The sequence below is a fragment of the Pseudomonas sp. BIOMIG1BAC genome, from assembly GCF_001705995.2.
GTDB lineage: Bacteria > Pseudomonadota > Gammaproteobacteria > Pseudomonadales > Pseudomonadaceae > Aquipseudomonas > Aquipseudomonas sessilinigenes.
The window spans coordinates 6,238,072-6,255,341 of the sequence record NZ_CP049045.1; the positions used below are offsets into that span (position 1 = coordinate 6,238,072).

At 61.7% G+C, this 17,270-nt stretch carries 16 protein-coding genes; 6 read left to right on the forward strand and 10 right to left on the reverse strand.

Annotated features, from left to right (window positions below):
• Positions 1–79 precede the first annotated feature (79 nt).
• From ATY02_RS28895 to ATY02_RS28915, 5 genes are all read left to right on the forward strand, one after another.
• Positions 80–2,131, forward strand: coding sequence for a putative bifunctional diguanylate cyclase/phosphodiesterase (locus ATY02_RS28895; protein WP_068585088.1), 2,052 nt, complete (start codon positions 80–82; stop codon positions 2,129–2,131).
• A 159-nt stretch (positions 2,132–2,290) separates the two neighbouring features.
• Entirely contained in the window at positions 2,291–3,631 is a 1,341-nt protein-coding gene (locus tag ATY02_RS28900) for an imelysin family protein (protein WP_068585085.1), read from the forward strand.
• 190 nt (positions 3,632–3,821) lie between these two features.
• Complete coding sequence (locus ATY02_RS28905) at positions 3,822–5,243, forward strand: di-heme oxidoredictase family protein (RefSeq protein ID WP_068585082.1); 1,422 nt, start codon at positions 3,822–3,824, stop codon at positions 5,241–5,243.
• A 43-nt stretch (positions 5,244–5,286) separates the two neighbouring features.
• Positions 5,287–6,351: an imelysin family protein gene (locus tag ATY02_RS28910; protein ID WP_068585079.1), complete on the forward strand. Its 1,065-nt coding sequence runs from the start codon at positions 5,287–5,289 to the stop codon at positions 6,349–6,351.
• A 2-nt stretch (positions 6,352–6,353) separates the two neighbouring features.
• Positions 6,354–7,451 carry a DUF1513 domain-containing protein gene (locus ATY02_RS28915; RefSeq protein ID WP_068585392.1) on the forward strand — a complete coding sequence of 366 codons (1,098 nt, stop codon included), beginning with the start codon at positions 6,354–6,356 and terminating at the stop codon, positions 7,449–7,451.
• A gap of 55 nt (positions 7,452–7,506) precedes the next feature.
• Here ATY02_RS28915 and ATY02_RS28920 read toward each other — a convergent pair whose 3' ends face one another.
• From ATY02_RS28920 to ATY02_RS28960, 9 genes are all read right to left on the reverse strand, one after another.
• Positions 7,507–7,734: a hypothetical protein gene (locus ATY02_RS28920; RefSeq protein ID WP_068585076.1), complete on the reverse strand. Its 228-nt coding sequence runs from the start codon at positions 7,732–7,734 to the stop codon at positions 7,507–7,509.
• Between the two features lie 2 nt (positions 7,735–7,736).
• Positions 7,737–8,450, reverse strand: coding sequence for a lipopolysaccharide kinase InaA family protein (locus tag ATY02_RS28925; protein ID WP_068585074.1), 714 nt, complete (start codon positions 8,448–8,450; stop codon positions 7,737–7,739).
• A gap of 4 nt (positions 8,451–8,454) precedes the next feature.
• Positions 8,455–9,135 carry a class I SAM-dependent methyltransferase gene (locus tag ATY02_RS28930; RefSeq protein ID WP_068585388.1) on the reverse strand — a complete coding sequence of 227 codons (681 nt, stop codon included), beginning with the start codon at positions 9,133–9,135 and terminating at the stop codon, positions 8,455–8,457.
• 197 nt (positions 9,136–9,332) lie between these two features.
• Positions 9,333–10,613, reverse strand: a complete 1,281-nt coding sequence (locus ATY02_RS28935) for a sensor histidine kinase (protein WP_068585070.1) — start codon at positions 10,611–10,613, stop codon at positions 9,333–9,335.
• Entirely contained in the window at positions 10,603–11,286 is a 684-nt protein-coding gene (gene colR, locus ATY02_RS28940; RefSeq protein WP_068585067.1) for a two-component system response regulator ColR, read from the reverse strand. Before colR ends, ATY02_RS28935 begins: the two co-directional genes overlap by 11 nt.
• A gap of 270 nt (positions 11,287–11,556) precedes the next feature.
• Positions 11,557–13,203: a chaperonin GroEL gene (gene groL / locus ATY02_RS28945; RefSeq protein WP_068585064.1), complete on the reverse strand. Its 1,647-nt coding sequence runs from the start codon at positions 13,201–13,203 to the stop codon at positions 11,557–11,559.
• Positions 13,204–13,252: 49 nt separating this feature from the next.
• Positions 13,253–13,546, reverse strand: coding sequence for a co-chaperone GroES (locus ATY02_RS28950; protein WP_029614823.1), 294 nt, complete (start codon positions 13,544–13,546; stop codon positions 13,253–13,255).
• 253 nt (positions 13,547–13,799) lie between these two features.
• On the reverse strand, positions 13,800–14,273 hold the full coding sequence (locus ATY02_RS28955; protein ID WP_068585061.1) for an FxsA family protein: 474 nt from the start codon (positions 14,271–14,273) through the stop codon (positions 13,800–13,802).
• A 66-nt stretch (positions 14,274–14,339) separates the two neighbouring features.
• Positions 14,340–15,071, reverse strand: coding sequence for a HugZ family protein (locus tag ATY02_RS28960; RefSeq protein WP_068585059.1), 732 nt, complete (start codon positions 15,069–15,071; stop codon positions 14,340–14,342).
• Between the two features lie 163 nt (positions 15,072–15,234).
• On the opposite strand from ATY02_RS28960, the gene ATY02_RS28965 reads away from it, so the two are divergent.
• Positions 15,235–15,993, forward strand: a complete 759-nt coding sequence (locus tag ATY02_RS28965) for an SDR family oxidoreductase (RefSeq protein ID WP_068585056.1) — start codon at positions 15,235–15,237, stop codon at positions 15,991–15,993.
• Between the two features lie 74 nt (positions 15,994–16,067).
• Here the strand turns inward: ATY02_RS28965 and apbC are convergent, their stop codons facing one another.
• The gene (gene apbC / locus ATY02_RS28970; RefSeq protein WP_068585051.1) at positions 16,068–17,162 is read right to left on the reverse strand and encodes an iron-sulfur cluster carrier protein ApbC; all 1,095 of its coding nucleotides are present in this window, start codon (positions 17,160–17,162) and stop codon (positions 16,068–16,070) included.
• Positions 17,163–17,270: the final 108 nt, after the last annotated feature.

A 17,270-nucleotide genomic window follows, 5' to 3' on the forward strand; every position in this document is an offset into this window, starting at 1 on the left:
TGTCACTTTGACGGCCACCACGGGATTGCCAATACTCATGGCAACTTGACGCTACGCGCACGGAACAAGGAATAGCCCTTTGAAGCTGGAACTCAAAAACAGCTTGTCGGTGAAGTTGCTCCGCGTTGTGCTGCTGTCGGCACTCATAGTAGGCGTGGTCCTGAGCTGTGCCCAGATCGTCTTCGATGCCTATAAGACTCGGCAGGCGGTAGCCAACGACGCCCAGCGCATACTCGACATGTTTCGCGACCCATCGACCCAGGCGGTCTACAGCCTGGATCGGGAGATGGGGATGCAAGTGATCGAAGGCCTGTTCCAGGACGATGCCGTGCGCATGGCCTCTATCGGCCACCCCAACGAAACCATGCTCGCGGAAAAATCCCGCGACCTGCAGATGTCCTCCAGCCGCTGGCTGACCGACCTGATCCTCGGCCAGGAGCGGACCTTCACCACGCAACTGGTGGGACGCGGCCCCTATAGCGAGTATTACGGCGACCTGAGCATCACCCTGGACACCGCCACCTATGGCCAGGACTTCATCGTCAGCTCGGTGATCATTTTCGTCTCCGGGGTCCTGCGCGCCCTGGCCATGGGCCTGGTGCTGTACCTGGTCTATCACTGGCTGCTGACCAAGCCGCTGTCGCGGATCATCGAGCACCTGACCACCATCAACCCCGATCGCCCCAGCGAACACCAACTGCCCCTGCTCAAGGGCCACGAACGCAATGAGCTGGGGATCTGGATCAACACCGCCAACCAGTTGCTGGCCTCCATCGAGCGCAATACCCACCTGCGCCATGAAGCGGAGAACAGCCTGCTGCGCATGGCCCAGTACGACTTCCTTACCGGCCTGCCCAACCGCCAGCAACTGCAGCAGCAACTGGACAAGATCCTGGTGGATGCCGGGCGCCTGCAACGTCGGGTCGCGGTACTGTGCGTCGGCCTGGATGACTTCAAGGGCGTGAACGAGCAATTCAGCTACCAGACCGGCGACCAGTTGTTGCTGGCCCTGGCCGATCGCCTGCGTGGCCATAGCGGCCGCCTCGGAGCCCTGGCCCGCCTGGGTGGCGACCAGTTCGCCCTGGTCCAGGCCGACATCGAACAGCCCTACGAAGCCGCCGAGCTGGCGCAGAGCATCCTCGACGACCTGGAGGCGGCGTTCGCCCTGGACCAACAGGAGATTCGCCTGCGTGCCACCATCGGCATCACCCTGTTCCCGGAAGATGGCGACAGCACCGAGAAGCTCCTGCAAAAAGCCGAGCAGACCATGACCCTGGCCAAGAGCCGCTCGCGCAATCGCTATCAGTTCTACATCGCCAGCGTCGACAGCGAGATGCGGCGCCGCCGGGAGCTGGAGAAAGACCTGCGCGAAGCCCTGGCCCGGGAACAGTTCTTCCTGGTGTACCAGCCGCAGATCAGCTATCGCGACCATCGAGTGGTGGGGGTCGAGGCACTGCTGCGCTGGCAGCATCCGGACCACGGCCTGGTGCCACCGGACCTGTTCATCCCGCTGGCCGAGCAGAACGGCACCATCATCGCTATCGGCGAATGGGTACTGGACCAGGCCTGCCGCCAACTGCGGGAATGGCACGACATGGGCTTCAGTGACCTGCGCATGGCGGTCAACCTGTCCACCGTGCAGTTGCACCACGCCGAACTGCCACGGGTGGTCAACAACCTGCTACAGATCTATCGCCTGCCGCCACGTAGCCTGGAGCTGGAGGTGACCGAAACCGGCCTGATGGAAGACATCAGCACCGCCGCCCAGCATCTGCTGAGCCTGCGTCGCTCCGGAGCGCTGATCGCCATCGACGACTTCGGCACCGGCTATTCGTCCCTCAGCTACCTCAAGAGCCTGCCCCTGGACAAGATCAAGATCGACAAGAGCTTCGTCCAGGACCTGCTGGAGGACGATGACGATGCGACCATCGTGCGCGCGATCATCCAGCTGGGTAAGAGCCTGGGCATGCAGGTGATCGCCGAAGGCGTGGAGACAGCCGAGCAGGAGGCCTACATCATCAGCGAGGGCTGCCACGAAGGTCAGGGCTATCACTACAGCAAACCACTCTCGGCACGGGAGCTCGGGGCCTACCTCAAGCAGGCCCAGCGCAGCAACGCAGCGATCCTCTGAAAGCACTGTGGCGCGGGGCTTTGCGCCTTGCGCAAGGCCTTGCCGGGAAAGAAATAATTACAGGCACCACCCTTTACACATAATGCAAATCTTTCGCATTATGTCGCAGTTTTTGCGCACCCCGCGCCGTCCACTCCCTCTCGAAGCAGGATGTTCGCCATGATTCGTATGCCTCTGGCTACCGCCAGTCTGTTGGCCATCGCTATTTCCCTCGCCGGTTGCGGCGAAGGCAAAGACGACAAGGCTACCGCTCAAGCGCCGACCCCGGCGACCAGCACCGCTACCCCGGCCAGCGACGCCGCCGGCAAGCTCGACGAAGCGGCCGCCAAGGCCGTGGTCGCGCATTACGCCGACATGGTCTTCGCCGTCTACAGCGACTCCGAATCCACTGCGAAAACCCTGCAGGGCGCTATCGATGCCTTCCTGGCCAAGCCTGACGACCAGACCCTGGCAGCGGCCAAGGCGGCCTGGGTCGCGGCGCGCGTACCCTATCTGCAAAGCGAAGTGTTCCGCTTCGGCAACACCATCATCGACGACTGGGAAGGCCAGGTTAACGCCTGGCCCCTGGACGAAGGCCTGATCGACTACGTCGACAAGAGCTACGAACACGCACTGGGCAACCCCGGGGCCACCGCCAACATCATTGCCAACACCGAGATCCGCATCGGCGAAGACAAGATCGACGTGAAGGACATCACCCCGGAAAAACTCGCCAGCCTCAATGAGCTGGGCGGGGCCGAAGCCAACGTCGCCACCGGCTACCACGCCATCGAGTTCCTGCTCTGGGGCCAGGACCTCAACGGTACCGGCCCAGGCGCCGGTGCCCGTCCGGCCTCCGACTACCTGGAAGGTGCCGGCGCCACTGGCGGTCATAACGATCGCCGCCGTGCCTACCTCAAGGCCGTGACCCAATTGCTGGTCAACGACCTGGAGGAAATGGTCGGCAACTGGAAACCGGACGTGGCCGACAACTACCGTGCAACCCTGGAAGCGGAACCTGCCGAGACCGGCCTGCGCAAGATGCTCTTCGGCATGGGTAGTCTGTCCCTCGGCGAACTGGCCGGCGAGCGGATGAAGGTATCCCTGGAAGCCAACTCCCCGGAAGACGAGCAGGACTGCTTCAGCGACAACACCCACAACTCGCACTTCTACGACGCCAAGGGCATCCGTAACGTCTACCTGGGCGAGTACACCCGTGTCGACGGCAGCAAGATGACCGGCGCCAGCCTGTCGTCCCTGGTGGCCAAGGCTGACCCAGCCGCCGATGAAGCGCTCAAGGCCGACCTGGCCGCTACCGAAGCCAAGATCCAGGTCATGGTGGACCACGCCAACAAGGGCGAGCACTACGACCAGCTGATCGCCGCCGGCAACGAGTCGGGCAACCAGATCGTGCGCGATGCCATCGCCGCGCTGGTCAAGCAGACCGGTTCGATCGAGCAGGCAGCTGGCAAGCTGGGCATCACCGACCTGAACCCGGACAACGCCGATCACGAATTCTGATCAGCATTGCACCCGGTAAAAAGGCGACCCGCGGGTCGCCTTTTTCGTTCCCGTCGCAGCCACTGGTGCAACCTGCGCGGTGCTCCAGCAAGCTTGTCCTGGGTCAAACCAAACGATAATTCCTCTTATTCAATCCAAGCTGCCCTGTTAGACTTTGCGCCCTTGTTTTGCTCGTCTTGCAGGATATCCGATGCCCTCGTTGCTGCTTCGCTGGTCCGCTCTACTCATGGCCTTGTGCCTGAGTGCCTGCGATGACGCACCGCGCTTCACCGGGGCCGAACCTGGAGAAGCCCGCGCCGGTGGCGCGACGACGGTCAACCAGGGCGATCGCAATGCCTTCTCCATGCCGTCGGCCAACCTGCCGCCGACCCGGCGCCTGGACTTCAGCGTCGGCAACAGTTTCTTCCGCAACCCCTGGGTCATCGCCCCTTCCACCACCACGGCTCGTGACGGCCTTGGCCCGCTGTTCAATACCAATGCCTGCCAGAACTGCCACATCAAGGACGGTCGAGGCCACCCGCCAACACCGGATGCACTCAATGCGGTGTCGATGCTGGTACGCCTGTCGATCCCCGATGAGCCCGCCTATGCCAGGCTCATCGAACAGGCCGGCATCGTTCCGGAGCCGGTCTATGGCGGCCAGTTGCAGGACATGGCCATCCCCGGAGTCGCCCCGGAAGGCCGGGTGCGCGTGGGCTACGAGCCCGTGCCGGTACGCTTCCAGGACGGCACCCTGGTGGAGCTGCGCAAACCCAACCTGCAGATCACCGACCTGGGCTACGGACCGATGCACCCGGACACCCGCTTCTCGGCCCGGGTCGCGCCCCCCATGATTGGCCTGGGGCTGCTCGAAGCCATTCCCGAAGAGGCAATCCTGGCCAATGCCAGGCCGGTGAGCAAAAACGCCATTGCCGGTCGCCCCAACTGGGTCTGGGACGATGCCCTGCAAAAGACCGTGCTCGGGCGATTTGGCTGGAAAGCCGGGCAACCGAGCCTCAATCAACAAAACGTTCACGCGTTTTCTGGTGATATGGGCCTGACGACCAGCCTGAGACCCTTCGATGACTGCACCGACGCACAAACCGACTGCAAGCGGGCGCCCAACGGCAATGGCCCGGACGGCGAGCCGGAAGTCAGCGACAACATCCTGCGCCTGGTGCTGTTCTATACCCGTAACCTGGCGGTACCCGTACGCCGCGATATCGACTCACCCCAGGTCCTGGCCGGCAAGAACCTGTTCTTCCAGGCCGGTTGCCAGTCCTGCCATACCCCAAGCTTCACGACCAAGGCCGACGCTGCGGAACCTGAGCTGGCCAACCAGGTGATCCGCCCCTACAGCGACCTGCTGCTGCACGACATGGGCGAGGGCCTGGCGGACCAGCGCACCGAGTTCAAGGCCAGTGGCCGCGACTGGCGTACCGCGCCGCTGTGGGGAATCGGCCTGACCGAGACCGTCAGCGGTCATACCCAGTTCCTGCATGACGGCCGCGCCCGCAACCTGATGGAAGCCGTGCTCTGGCATGGCGGCGAAGCCGAAGGCGCGAAACAGCAGGTCCTTGCTTTCAATGCCGAGCAGCGCGCTGCGTTGCTGGCATTCCTGAATTCCTTATAACGCTCGACTCATATGCTTTCTCCACAATAAAGGGAGCCCGAACATGTTCCGCCCCAAACTGCTCTTCACCAGCCTTGCCGCACTTGCCCTGGGCGCCTGCTCGCCCCAGGACCCACAAGCCGTGACCTCCGCAGCCATCGCCAAGCAGGTGATCCTGCCGACCTATAGCCGCTGGGTCGAGGCCGATCGCCAACTGGCCATCAGCGCCCTGGCCTTCTGTGAAGGCAAGGAAACCCTGGAGACCGCCCGTGCCGACTTCCTTCATGCACAAAAGGCCTGGGCCGAGCTGCAACCGCTGTTGATCGGCCCTCTGGCCGAGGGCAACCGCTCATGGCAGGTACAGTTCTGGCCGGACAAGAAGAACCTGGTAGGTCGCCAGGTGGAGCAACTGGTCAGCACCACACCCCAGATCGATGCTGCGGCCCTGAGCAAGTCCAGTGTCGTGGTCCAGGGACTGTCGGCCTACGAATACATTCTCTTCGACAGCAAGATCGACATGGCGGACAGCGCGCAGAAAGCCCGCTACTGCCCATTGCTGACCGCCATTGGCGAGCGCCAGAAACTCCTGGCCGAGGAAATCCTCTCGAGCTGGAATACCAACGACGGCATGCTGGCGCAGATGAGCAAATTCCCCAACCAGCGCTATGCCGACTCCCATGAGGCCATCGCCGACCTGCTGCGCGTACAAGTCACGGCCCTGGATACCCTGAAGAAAAAGCTCGGCACCCCGATGGGTCGCCAGACCAAGGGCATCCCACAGCCGTTCCAGGCCGACGCCTGGCGCAGCCAATCGTCGCTGCAAGGCCTGGAAGCCAGCCTCAGCGCCGCCCAGACCGTCTGGTCCGGGGTCGACAACAAGGGCCTGCGTGGTCTCCTGCCGGCCGAACAGAAACCCCTGGCCGACAAGATCGACGCTGCCTATGCCGCGTCCTTGAAACTCTTCGCCAGCACCCAGCGCTCGTTGACCGAGATGCTCGGCGACGACGCTGGACGCCAACAGCTCAACGACCTGTATGACAGCCTCAACGTGGTCCATCGCCTGCACGAAGGCGAGCTGGCAAAGGCGCTGGGCATCCAACTGGGCTTCAACGCCAACGACGGTGACTGATGATGCTGCGACGTCAGGCTTTGGCACTGGGCAGCCTGCTGCTCAGTGCGGTGACCTTGGGCGGCTGGACGCTGTTCAAGCAAAAGGGCAAGCAACCCTTGCTGCTTTCGGCCAGGGATGACGGCGACGGCAAGCATTACGCCGTCGGTTATCAACTGGACGGTAAACAGGTGTTTGCCACCCAGGTCGGCCAACGTTGCCATGACATCATCAACCACCCACGACTGCCTATCGCGCTGTTCGTGGCCAGGCGCCCGGGTACCGAGAGCTACCTGATCGATCTGCGCGACGGCAAGTTGCTGCAAGTCGTGGCCTCGCAGCCCGACCGGCATTTCTACGGGCATGCGGTGATCCACAAGGATGGCGAATGGCTGTATGCCACCGAGAACGACACTCGTGATCCGGGCCGGGGCCTGCTGGGCGTCTACCGCTTCGAAGGCGAACGCCTGGTACACAGCGGCGAACTCTCCACCCATGGCATTGGCCCGCACCAGGTGTCGTGGATGCCCGACGGGGAAACCCTGGTGGTCGCCAACGGCGGCATCCGCACCGAAGCCGAAAGCCGGGTAGAGATGAATCTCGACGCCATGGAACCGAGCCTGGTGCTGATGCAACGTGACGGCACCCTGCTGAGCAAGGAAACCCTGGCCCAGCAGATGAACAGCGTGCGTCACATGGGCATCGCCAGCGACGGCACCATCGTCACCGGACAACAGTTCATGGGTGCCGCCCACGAACCCTCCGAACTGCTGGCAATCAAGCGTCCTGGCCAGCCCTTTGCCGCGTTCCCGGTGGCCGAACAGCAGTTGCAGGCCATGGGGCACTACACCGCCAGCGTCGCCGTACACAGCGAACTGCGGCTGGTGGCCTTGACTGCCCCCCGAGGCAACCGCTTCTTCATCTGGGACCTGGACACCGGGACCCTGCGGGTCGATGCCCCGTTGCCTGACTGCGCAGGGGTCGGTGCCGTTGCCGATGGCTTCGTCGTGACCTCAGGCCAGGGCCGCTGCCGCTTCTACGACTGCCGCCAGGCACAGATAACGGCCAAGCCCCTGGACCTGCCCGCTGGGCTCTGGGACAACCATCTGCACCTGGCTTGAAGACCTGAAATAAAAAGGCCTCGCGATGCGAGGCCTTTGTCTGGCAGGAGAATCTTCAACTCTGGGGCTTCAAGCCCTGGCTCATGCCGAACATGAACAACAGCAGGTCATGGTCGGGCTTGGCTGCCGTAGCGACCTTCGCCACCCGCGGCACCGGACAATGAGCACCACCCTGGGCCGTGCTCAGCACCTGAGTGCGAGGCTGCTCCCAGACCACCAGCGCCAGGGAAGCAACTGCCAAGGCTCCTGCCAGGAACATACCTCGTGCAATTTCTAGCTTCATCGCTATAAACCTTTGATAGAGCTGCCAAACGCCGTTTTGTAAAAGTAGTAGAGCTTTTCCCAGTCCGTGTCATTCCACGACGAATGGCGGCGTAGCTGTTTAAGGTCATGGGCCGCAGCCCGACCAGCGCTCAAGCGCTGGCGACACTTCTCGAAATCCAGCAGGGCAATCCGTATCTGAGCCTGCTCACCCTCACCATCGACCCGCACAAAAATATGCTTGGAATACAGGCAGCCGTGCTGCCAGCGGCCCTTGTGCATACGCACCAGGGTCGCGGCCACTGCCTGGAGCACGCGCTCATGGAGCACCTCGCCGTGTCGCTCGCGCTCACCAGCGGCATACCAATTGTCTATTTCCACGAAACCGTCGAGCGCAGCAGTCACCAGCAGAGCCTGCCACTGTGCCTGCGAGTCACGCCGCGCCCCACAGAACACCAACTCCGGAACGGTTACGTCCAACAGACGCAAGCCATGCAAAGCATCTCGCTCACGCAGCACCGTCGGTCGACCAAAAGGGTGCAACCAACTGCGATAGATATGCCCCACCTGACGCTTGGCATAGAGCAGGCGTCCCTTACTGCTGACTATGCGCTGAACACCACTTTCACCGCCACGACGCTTGTTTGGCTCCTCGACCCACTCACCTTGCTCGTTCCAGAAGTACTCAAAGCGGTCTGTGGGCACGGCATCCATTTCCGAAGCACATTCAGCAGTCATCTTTTTACCTCTTGCGTAATACGTAAATCCGCCACATGGCGTAGAGCGGAAAGAAGTCCAGGTGCTCCTGGACACGAAAACCGGCCTGCCTGAATTCTTCTTCGACCGTGGCCGCCGGTAACACAAAACGATTCTGATAACCCGTCTGCCCAACTTCGGATAGCCGCTTGCGCTCCATCCGCTTGCGCTTCCAGGCCTTGAAATTACCATCGACCCACAGCGAGATGATCACGCTGTCACGGGTTACCCGCTGAAACTCGCGCAGCAACGCCATCCGGTGTTCGGCTTCACCGATGTGGTGCAGCAAGCGCATGGAAAAAATGCAATCCACCGCGTTGTCCGGTAATTCGATATCAAACGCGGACGTTTGCAAGGTTCGTACACGTCTTACGACTTCAGCCGGTTGCGCCACCGTAGCGGTGTTCAACATGGCCGCCGAATTGTCGGCTCCGACAATGACCCGGTTGGCCTTTTCGGCCAGCAACGGCCAGAAACGACCGGCACCACAGGGCAAGTCCAAAACCAGGCCTGGATCTCCCACCAAGGACAGGGCGGTACGGGCCAACTGCTCGTCACGCTTGTGGGACAGTTGGCGCGCCAGGCCATCCTGGTGCTTGAGCAGATACTCCTGGGCGTGTTGAGCATCGTATTTTTCGGAAAAATCCAGCTTGATCGGTATAGCCATCATCAAGGTCTCCTGCACTGATGGCGCTACCTTAGGCAGCTGCATGTCAGCGACAGGTCGTCCCTTTGTGAAAACTTCATGCCGTTCAATGGAGAAATATTGCCGGGTTTTACAACGCACTAACAGTAGCCTGGGGCCACTTCTGCACAAAAATCGACAAGTGACAGGCCCTGAATAACAGGGCCAGACATGGACAATCAGGCCTTGGCCGATTGCAACTGGACGTGAAAACGACAGCCATTGGGCGTCATGGTGCTGAGGCTGACGCTCCACCCCTGGTTCTCACAGATGCGCTGGACCAGGGAAAGTCCCAAGCCCAATCCTTCACCACGCTTCTCATCGCCACGCACAAAAGGCTCGAACATCGCCTCGCGCTTTTCCTCGGGAATCCCCACTCCGCTGTCTTCCACCACGAAGCCGTCGGGCACGAGGCTCAGGCGAATGAAGCCCTGCTCGGTGTAGTGCAGGGCATTGCGCAGAAGGTTGCCCATCACCGCATGCAGGAAGGTAGCGTTGTAGCGAGTATCGCCAGGCTGGCCAGGATCGAAAATCAGCTCGATGCCCTTGGTCCTGATGGCCTCGCTCCAGATCCCGATCAGGTCCCTGGCGGCCTGCTCCAGCGTCAGCCGCGGCGACATGCTGGCATCTTCGCGCTGGGCTCGCGCCAGCATCAGGAAGGTCTGTACCAGCTCGCGCATTTCTTCACTGGCCCGGGCAATACGTTCGACCTGGGCTCGCTCGCGCTGATCCAGGGCAGGGTTCTCCAGCAATAGCTCACAAGAGGTGGCCAACACCATCAACGGTGTACGCAATTCGTGGCTGACGTCGCTGGTGAACAGGCGCTCGCGATTCAGCGCCTGGCGCAAGCGGCCCAAGGTGGCGTCGAAGGCGATGGCCAGCTCCCCCACTTCGTCCGCGGCATAGTCCGGTGCCAATGGCGGTGCCAGCCCCAGCAACTGATCACGATGCCGTACCTGGCGTGAAAGACGCACCACCGGCGCCATTACCCGACGCGCCAGGACCCAGCCCAGGAACACCGCCAGCGCCAGGCTGAGGACAAACCCCACCAATACCACCGCGAACAATATGCGCTCGCGCTCCTCGAAATCGCTCTGGTCCTGCAGCAGCACATAGCGCCGCCCATCCACGACCTCGACCATGGCGTGATAGGACAGTTGCTCGCGAAACACCTCGTGGAACCCCGGGTCCAGGTGACGCAGGTCCTTGGGGAGCTCGAAGTCGCCGCGACCGCCGCTGTAGTAGAACAATTGGTCCGGCTCGGGACGATGGTTCCAGTCGGCGACGTTATCCATCAGCAACAGGCGCTGCAGGTCACCACCGAGGCCGGCGGAGATGAGCTTCTCTTCCACCAGGTGCACCGTCGCCACGATGCCCATGGCAAAGGCTCCTGCCACCAGCGCGCTCATCAGCGCAAACGCGATGATGATGCGCTGGGCAAGGCTCTGCTTAAACTCCATCGCGCCCCTCGGCCAGGCGGTAGCCGACACCATGCACGGTGTGCAGCAGTGGCTTGGCGAATGGTTTGTCGATCACTTGGCGCAGTTGATGGACATGGCTGCGCAGGCTGTCGCTATCGGGGCAGTCATCGCCCCACAGGGCCTCCTCGAGGATCTCCCGACGCAGCACATGCGGGCTCTTCTGCATCAGCACCGCCAGCAGCTTCAAGCCGACCGGGTTGAGTTTGAGCAGGCGCCCTTCACGGGTGACCTCGAGGGTGTCGAGGTCGTAGTTCAAATCGCCAACCTGCAAGGCACGCCGGCCACCGCCCTGGCTACGACGCATCACGGCCTCGATCCGGGCGGCCAGCTCCGACAACGCGAACGGCTTGAGCAGGTAGTCGTCGGCCCCGGACTTGAAGCCCTGGAGGCGATCATCGAGCTGGTCGCGAGCGGTGAGCATGATCACTGGCGTGTCACGCCGGGCGTCTTCGCGCAGGCGCTTGCACAGGGTATAGCCATCGATCCCCGGCAACATGATGTCGAGCACGATCAGGTCATAGTGCTCGGTGGCGGCCAGGTGCAAACCCGACAGGCCATCCTGGGCACAGTCGACGGTATAGCCCTTGAGCCCCAGGTAGTCAGCCAGGTTGGCGAGAATATCGCGGTTGTCTTCAACCAGTAGGATTCGCATCGGCACTCTCTCCGTATACAGTTATGGCCGTCTTGGCTCGCGCAGCTTAAGGCCAAGTCCGGCTCACCGCCACCCTTGTCGGGCGGCTCGGGTGGCTGTTTCCAGTGTCGCCATGACTTGACGTTTTTTTCACCCAAGGCTCACGGCCCGACGACGGCCAGGGCAACACAATGGCAGCCATTTGCCCTGGATTTGCCGCAGGGCAACGGAAACGAAAAAGCCCCGCCGGCTTGCGCCGGCGGGGCTTTTCAGTACAGGGGTAAGGCTGGCTTACATCATGCCGCCCATGCCACCCATGCCGCCCATGTCTGGCATGCCGCCGCCAGCTGGAGCATCTTTCTTCGGCGCGTCGGCAACGGCGGCCTCGGTGGTCAGGATCAGACCGCCGATGGAAGCTGCAGCTTGCAGAGCCGAACGAGTCACCTTGGTTGGGTCCAGGATGCCCATTTCGATCATGTCGCCGTATTCGCCGGAAGCGGCGTTGTAACCGAAGTTACCTTTGCCGTTCTTCACTTCGTTGACGACAACGCTTGGCTCGTCGCCGCTGTTAGCGGAGATCTGGCGCAGCGGAGCTTCAACGGCGCGACGCAGAACCGCGATACCCACGTCCTGGTCAGCGTTGTCGCCCTTGAGGTCGACGATCGCTTGCAGAGCACGGATCAGGGCTACGCCACCGCCAGGCACCACGCCTTCTTCAACGGCTGCACGGGTAGCGTGCAGGGCGTCTTCAACGCGGGCTTTCTTCTCTTTCATTTCAACTTCGGAGCCAGCGCCAACCTTGATCACTGCAACGCCGCCGGACAGCTTGGCCAGGCGCTCTTGCAGTTTTTCACGGTCGTAGTCCGAGGAAGTCTCGGCCACTTGGGCACGGATCTGAGCGATACGGGCTTCGATGTCGGCCTGGTTGCCAGCACCGTCGACAACGGTGGTGTTTTCCTTGGACAGGGTCACGCGCTTGGCGCTACCCAGGTGCTCCAGGGTGGTGCTTTCCAGGCTCAGACCGATTTCTTCGGAGATCACGGTACCGCCGGTCAGGACGGCGATGTCCTGCAGCATGGCCTTGCGACGATCGCCGAAGCCTGGAGCCTTGACGGCTGCGACTTTGACGATACCGCGCATGTTGTTCACAACCAGAGTCGCCAGGGCTTCGCCTTCGACGTCCTCGGCCACGATCAGCAGTGGGCGGCCGGCTTTGGCAACGGCTTCCAGCACTGGCAGCATTTCGCGGATGTTGGAGATCTTCTTGTCCACCAGCAGGATCAGCGGGCTGTCCAGCTCGGCAACCATGGTGTCTGGCTTGTTGACGAAGTAAGGAGACAGGTAGCCACGGTCGAACTGCATGCCTTCAACGACCGACAGTTCGTTTTCCAGGCCTGTGCCTTCTTCGACAGTGATCACGCCTTCTTTACCCACTTTCTCCATGGCTTCGGCAATGATGTCGCCGATGGAGTTGTCGGAGTTGGCGGAGATGGTGCCTACCTGGGCGATGGCCTTGGTGTCGGCGCATGGCTTGGACAGGTTCTTCAGCTCTTTGACGATGGCGATGGTCGCCTTGTCGATGCCGCGCTTGAGGTCCATCGGGTTCATGCCGGCAGCAACGGCCTTCAGGCCTTCGTTGACGATCGACTGAGCCAGAACGGTGGCGGTGGTGGTGCCGTCGCCAGCGTCATCGTTGGCACGGGAGGCAACGTCTTTGACCAGCTGCGCGCCCATGTTCTCGAAACGGTCTTCCAGTTCGATTTCCTTGGCTACGGAAACGCCATCCTTGGTGATGGTCGGAGCGCCGAAGCTCTTTTCCAGGATCACGTTACGGCCTTTCGGGCCCAGGGTAGCTTTTACCGCGTCAGCCAGGACGTTGACGCCGGTGAGCATTTTCTTGCGGGCGGAGTCGCCGAATTTAACTTCTTTAGCAGCCATGATCGATATTCCTTAAATACTGTGTAGTAGCGGGAAAATACGCGGGGAATCAGCCTTCGATAACGGCGAGAATCTCGTTCTCGGCCATTACCAGCAGATCTTCGCCATCGACTTTCACGGTGTTGCTGCCGGAGTACGGGCCAAACACCACTTTGTCACCCACTTTCACGGCCAGCGCACGTACTTCACCGTTGTCCAGCACACGGCCGGTACCTACAGCGACGACTTCGCCACGGTTAGGTTTTTCAGCGGCCGAACCAGGCAGAACGATACCGCCGGCAGTTTTCGATTCTTCTTCGCTGCGACGGATGACGACGCGGTCATGCAGAGGACGAAGCTTCATTGTCGATCTCTCCTAATTGTGGTTTTCAGCGGCCGGTGTCGATACCGGCGGGTTAACAAATCCGGCGTGGCCGGTTGCGGCTCGACGAGCGAGACGCAGAAGTCTGTCTGGTATCAGCACCAGAAACCTTGCGGTGACCGTTACATAAGGGCGCACAAAGCTATTACAAGGGCTGGTGGGTGAAATTTTTTAAATCGCCTGCGCAACAACGAACACGGCACCCGAAGGTGCCGTGTGCTTGAGGCTGGAAACATCAATCGCGGTGCTCGAACTCACCTTCGATGACATTGGGCTCGCGCCCCAGGGGTTGCTGCGGCGCAGGACCACCACGGGCCGAACGCATGTCGTCGGCAAAGGCACGTTGGCGCAGGGCCTGCTCCTCGGCGCGCTCACGCATCTTGTTGGCCAGCAGGCGGCGGGTGAACGGCAGCAGCATCAGCAGGCCGAACACATCGCTGATGAAACCGGGCAGGATCAACAAGCCACCGCCCAGGGCCAGCATCAGGCCCTCGAGCATTTGCTGGGCCGGCAACTCGCCGCGATTGAGACTTTCACGAGCGCGCAGGGCCGTGGCCAGCCCGGCCACACGCAACACCATCACGCCAAGCAGCGAACCGAGAATGATCAGCAGCAGGGCCGGGAAAAACCCGATCGCCGCGCTGACCTTGACGAAGACGAACAGCTCCAACACTGGGAACAGCAGAAAGAGCAACAGAAAAGGGCGCATCAAATGGTTTCCTCTGCGGAAGAATGCCTTCCAGTAGACCGTAGATGACGTCGCCAATTCGTGAATTCAAGCATCCACGGTCCGATTTTTCGGCCATTGATCGGCGCGAGCCAGAAAAACCAAGGCCTCGCGCACTTGTGTCGGCGTGTTGCAAGGGGCTTGGAATGGCAACCAATACAGCGCCTGGCCAATACGCAAGTGCATGCCCTCGGTATCGATCCCGGCCATCTGCGCCGGTACCTTGTCAGGCAAGCCGGTCAGCTCGACGTAGTGGGCGATGGCATTGGCATGATCGCTGTTCATGTGCTCCACCATGCTCAACTCGGCCTTGCCGGCGAACGGATTGGCCAGGGTCAGCTGGTCGACCCAATGGATGGCGCCGAAACCACCGATGTAGCGATGGCGTACCGGCTTGAGGACCCAGAAATCGAAATCGTGGGCCTGGTGGTAGTTCTGCGATTTGGGAAAATAGCGGTAGTAGCGCTCGGCGGCCGCCTCGATCGCTGCCTCGTCGGTCAGTTTCTCGGCTTCGGCCAGGTAAGTCAGGCGCCCCACGGCCTGTATGTCGTCGGCATCACGCTCGCCAACCAGCAGTGAACACTTGGGGTCCTTCTGCAGGTTATGGGTGTGCTGGGCGATGCGGCTGATAAGAATCAGCGGACGGCCTTCGGCATCGAGGCAGTAAGGCACTACGGAACCGAAGGGAAAACCCGGCATGGACTTGGAATGCGTCGACAGCACGCCACGGTATTCCTTGAGCAGCAGTTCTCGTGCATTCTTGGCAGCTTCAACGCTCACTTTATGACTCCTTCAATAGAATCCGTCGAAAACGGACGGGCGAATGGACCATGGTCCAACTACGCCTACGGGGCAATACTCGTCTGCAGCCAGGTCTGGTCCGGCTGTCGAGCAGGGCCCTGGAACAAGGACACCCTCTCACGACAGCTGGCAGGACATGCGAATGCAACTCACTGACAAAGTAATCATTATCACTGGCGGTTGCCAAGGCCTGGGCCGCTCCATGGGCGAGTATTTTGCCAGCCGTGGAGCCAGGCTGGCGCTGGTGGACCTGAACCAGGAAAAACTCGACCAGGCCGTCGCGGCTTGCAAGGCACACGGCGTAGAAGCTCGCTCATACCTGTGCAACGTGGCCAACGAAGAACAGGTCGAGCACATGGTGAATCAGGTTGCCGAGGACTTCGGGGCCATCCACGGCTTGATCAACAATGCCGGGATCCTGCGCGATGGCCTGCTGCTCAAGGTCAAGGACGGTGAAATGACCAAGATGAGCCTGGCCCAGTGGCAGGCCGTGATCGATGTCAATCTCACCGGTGTATTCCTGTGCACCCGGGAAGTTGCAGCCAAGATGGTAGAGCTCAAGAACAGCGGCACGATCATCAACATCTCGTCGATTTCCCGCGCCGGCAACATCGGCCAGACCAACTATTCCGCCGCCAAGGCCGGGGTGGCTGCAGCGACCGTGACCTGGGCCAAGGAATTGGCACGCTATGGCATTCGCGTAGCGGGAATCGCCCCAGGTTTCATCGAGACCGAGATGACCCTGGGCATGAAACCCGAGGCCCTGGAGAAGATGACCGCTGGCATTCCCCTCAAGCGCATGGGCAAGCCCGAGGAGATCGCCCATTCGGCGGCCTACATTTTCGAAAACGACTACTACACCGGGCGCATCCTGGAAATGGACGGTGGCTTGCGCCTCTAAGCTGTTCAGCCTGCGAGCCCCAGCCATTGCGACTGGGGCTCGCCACGGCACCGCGGTAGCGGCGCCCTCCCCCTTCAGTCTTCGCTGATGGTGATGCTCGGCATGGCCGGCGTCGCCTTTTCCTGCAACACGATGCGCGCGCCCACGTGCCGAGCCAGCTCCTGGTAGACCATGGCGATCTGGCTGTCCGGCTCGGCGATCACCGTTGGCTTGCCTCCGTCGGCTTGCTCGCGGATCAGCATCGACAACGGCAGCGAAGCCAGCAGTTCAACGCCGTACTGGTTGGCCAGTTTCTCGCCGCCGCCCTCGCCGAACAGGTGTTCAGCATGGCCGCAGTTGGAGCAGATGTGCACCGCCATGTTTTCCACCACGCCCAACACCGGGATGTTGACCTTGTGGAACATCTCGACACCCTTGCGCGCATCCAGCAGGGCCAGGTCCTGGGGAGTGGTGACGATCACCGCCCCTGCCACCGGGACCTTTTGCGCCAGGGTCAGCTGGATGTCGCCGGTGCCCGGCGGCATGTCGATCACCAGGTAGTCCAGGTTGCCCCAGTCGGTCTGGGTCACCAGTTGCTGCAAGGCCCCGGAAGCCATGGGACCGCGCCAGACCATCGGCGTGTTGTCGTCGGTCAGGAAAGCCATGGACATGACCTCCACGCCATGGGCCTGGATCGGCACGAACCACTTCTGGTCCTTGATCTTCGGCCGGGTGCCCTCGGCGATGCCGAACATGATGCCCTGGCTCGGGCCATAGATATCAGCGTCGAGGATACCCACGCGCGCGCCTTCGCGCGCCAGGGCCAGGGCCAAGTTGGCCGCCGTGGTGGACTTGCCCACGCCGCCCTTGCCCGAAGCGACCGCCACCACGTTCTTGACGTTGGCCAGGCCCGGTACCTGGGCCTGGGCCTTGTGCGCGGCGATCACGCTGTTGATCTCGACCTTGGCCCCGCTGACGCCATCCAGGCCTTCGATGGCCAGCTGCAACATCTGCGCCCAGCCGCTCTTGAACAGGCCGGCGGCATAACCCAGTTCCAAGCGGACGGTGACCCGGTCGCCCTGGACGTCGAGGTCCCGTACGCAACCGGCGCTGACCGGGTCCTGGTTAAGGTAGGGGTCGGTGTATTGGCGAAGAACGGCTTCCACCGCTGCGCGATTGACGGCGCTCATGGGCAACTCCGATAACAAGACAGGAAAATCAGCCGGCTATCCTACGCCGCCGCCATCATTGTGGCGAGGGAGCCTCCTCGCGCAGGACGTGGCCAACCAGCCACAAGG

Excerpts from the sequence above, each read along its gene's own strand:
- ATY02_RS28955 (WP_068585061.1), bottom strand. The coding sequence starts at position 14,273 with ATGCGCCCTTTTCTGTTGCTCTTTCTGCTGTTCCCAGTGTTGGAGCTG.
- ATY02_RS28930 (WP_068585388.1), bottom strand. The coding sequence starts at position 9,135 with ATGGCTATACCGATCAAGCTGGATTTTTCCGAAAAATACGATGCTCAA.
- apbC (WP_068585051.1), bottom strand. The coding sequence starts at position 17,162 with ATGAGCGCCGTCAATCGCGCAGCGGTGGAAGCCGTTCTTCGCCAATAC.
- ATY02_RS28900 (WP_068585085.1), top strand. The coding sequence starts at position 2,291 with ATGATTCGTATGCCTCTGGCTACCGCCAGTCTGTTGGCCATCGCTATT.
- ATY02_RS28910 (WP_068585079.1), top strand. The coding sequence starts at position 5,287 with ATGTTCCGCCCCAAACTGCTCTTCACCAGCCTTGCCGCACTTGCCCTG.
- ATY02_RS28935 (WP_068585070.1), bottom strand. The coding sequence starts at position 10,613 with ATGGAGTTTAAGCAGAGCCTTGCCCAGCGCATCATCATCGCGTTTGCG.
- ATY02_RS28905 (WP_068585082.1), top strand. The coding sequence starts at position 3,822 with ATGCCCTCGTTGCTGCTTCGCTGGTCCGCTCTACTCATGGCCTTGTGC.
- ATY02_RS28920 (WP_068585076.1), bottom strand. The coding sequence starts at position 7,734 with ATGAAGCTAGAAATTGCACGAGGTATGTTCCTGGCAGGAGCCTTGGCA.
- groL (WP_068585064.1), bottom strand. The coding sequence starts at position 13,203 with ATGGCTGCTAAAGAAGTTAAATTCGGCGACTCCGCCCGCAAGAAAATG.
- ATY02_RS28915 (WP_068585392.1), top strand. The coding sequence starts at position 6,354 with ATGCTGCGACGTCAGGCTTTGGCACTGGGCAGCCTGCTGCTCAGTGCG.
- ATY02_RS28925 (WP_068585074.1), bottom strand. The coding sequence starts at position 8,450 with ATGACTGCTGAATGTGCTTCGGAAATGGATGCCGTGCCCACAGACCGC.
- colR (WP_068585067.1), bottom strand. The coding sequence starts at position 11,286 with ATGCGAATCCTACTGGTTGAAGACAACCGCGATATTCTCGCCAACCTG.
- ATY02_RS28950 (WP_029614823.1), bottom strand. The coding sequence starts at position 13,546 with ATGAAGCTTCGTCCTCTGCATGACCGCGTCGTCATCCGTCGCAGCGAA.
- ATY02_RS28965 (WP_068585056.1), top strand. The coding sequence starts at position 15,235 with ATGCAACTCACTGACAAAGTAATCATTATCACTGGCGGTTGCCAAGGC.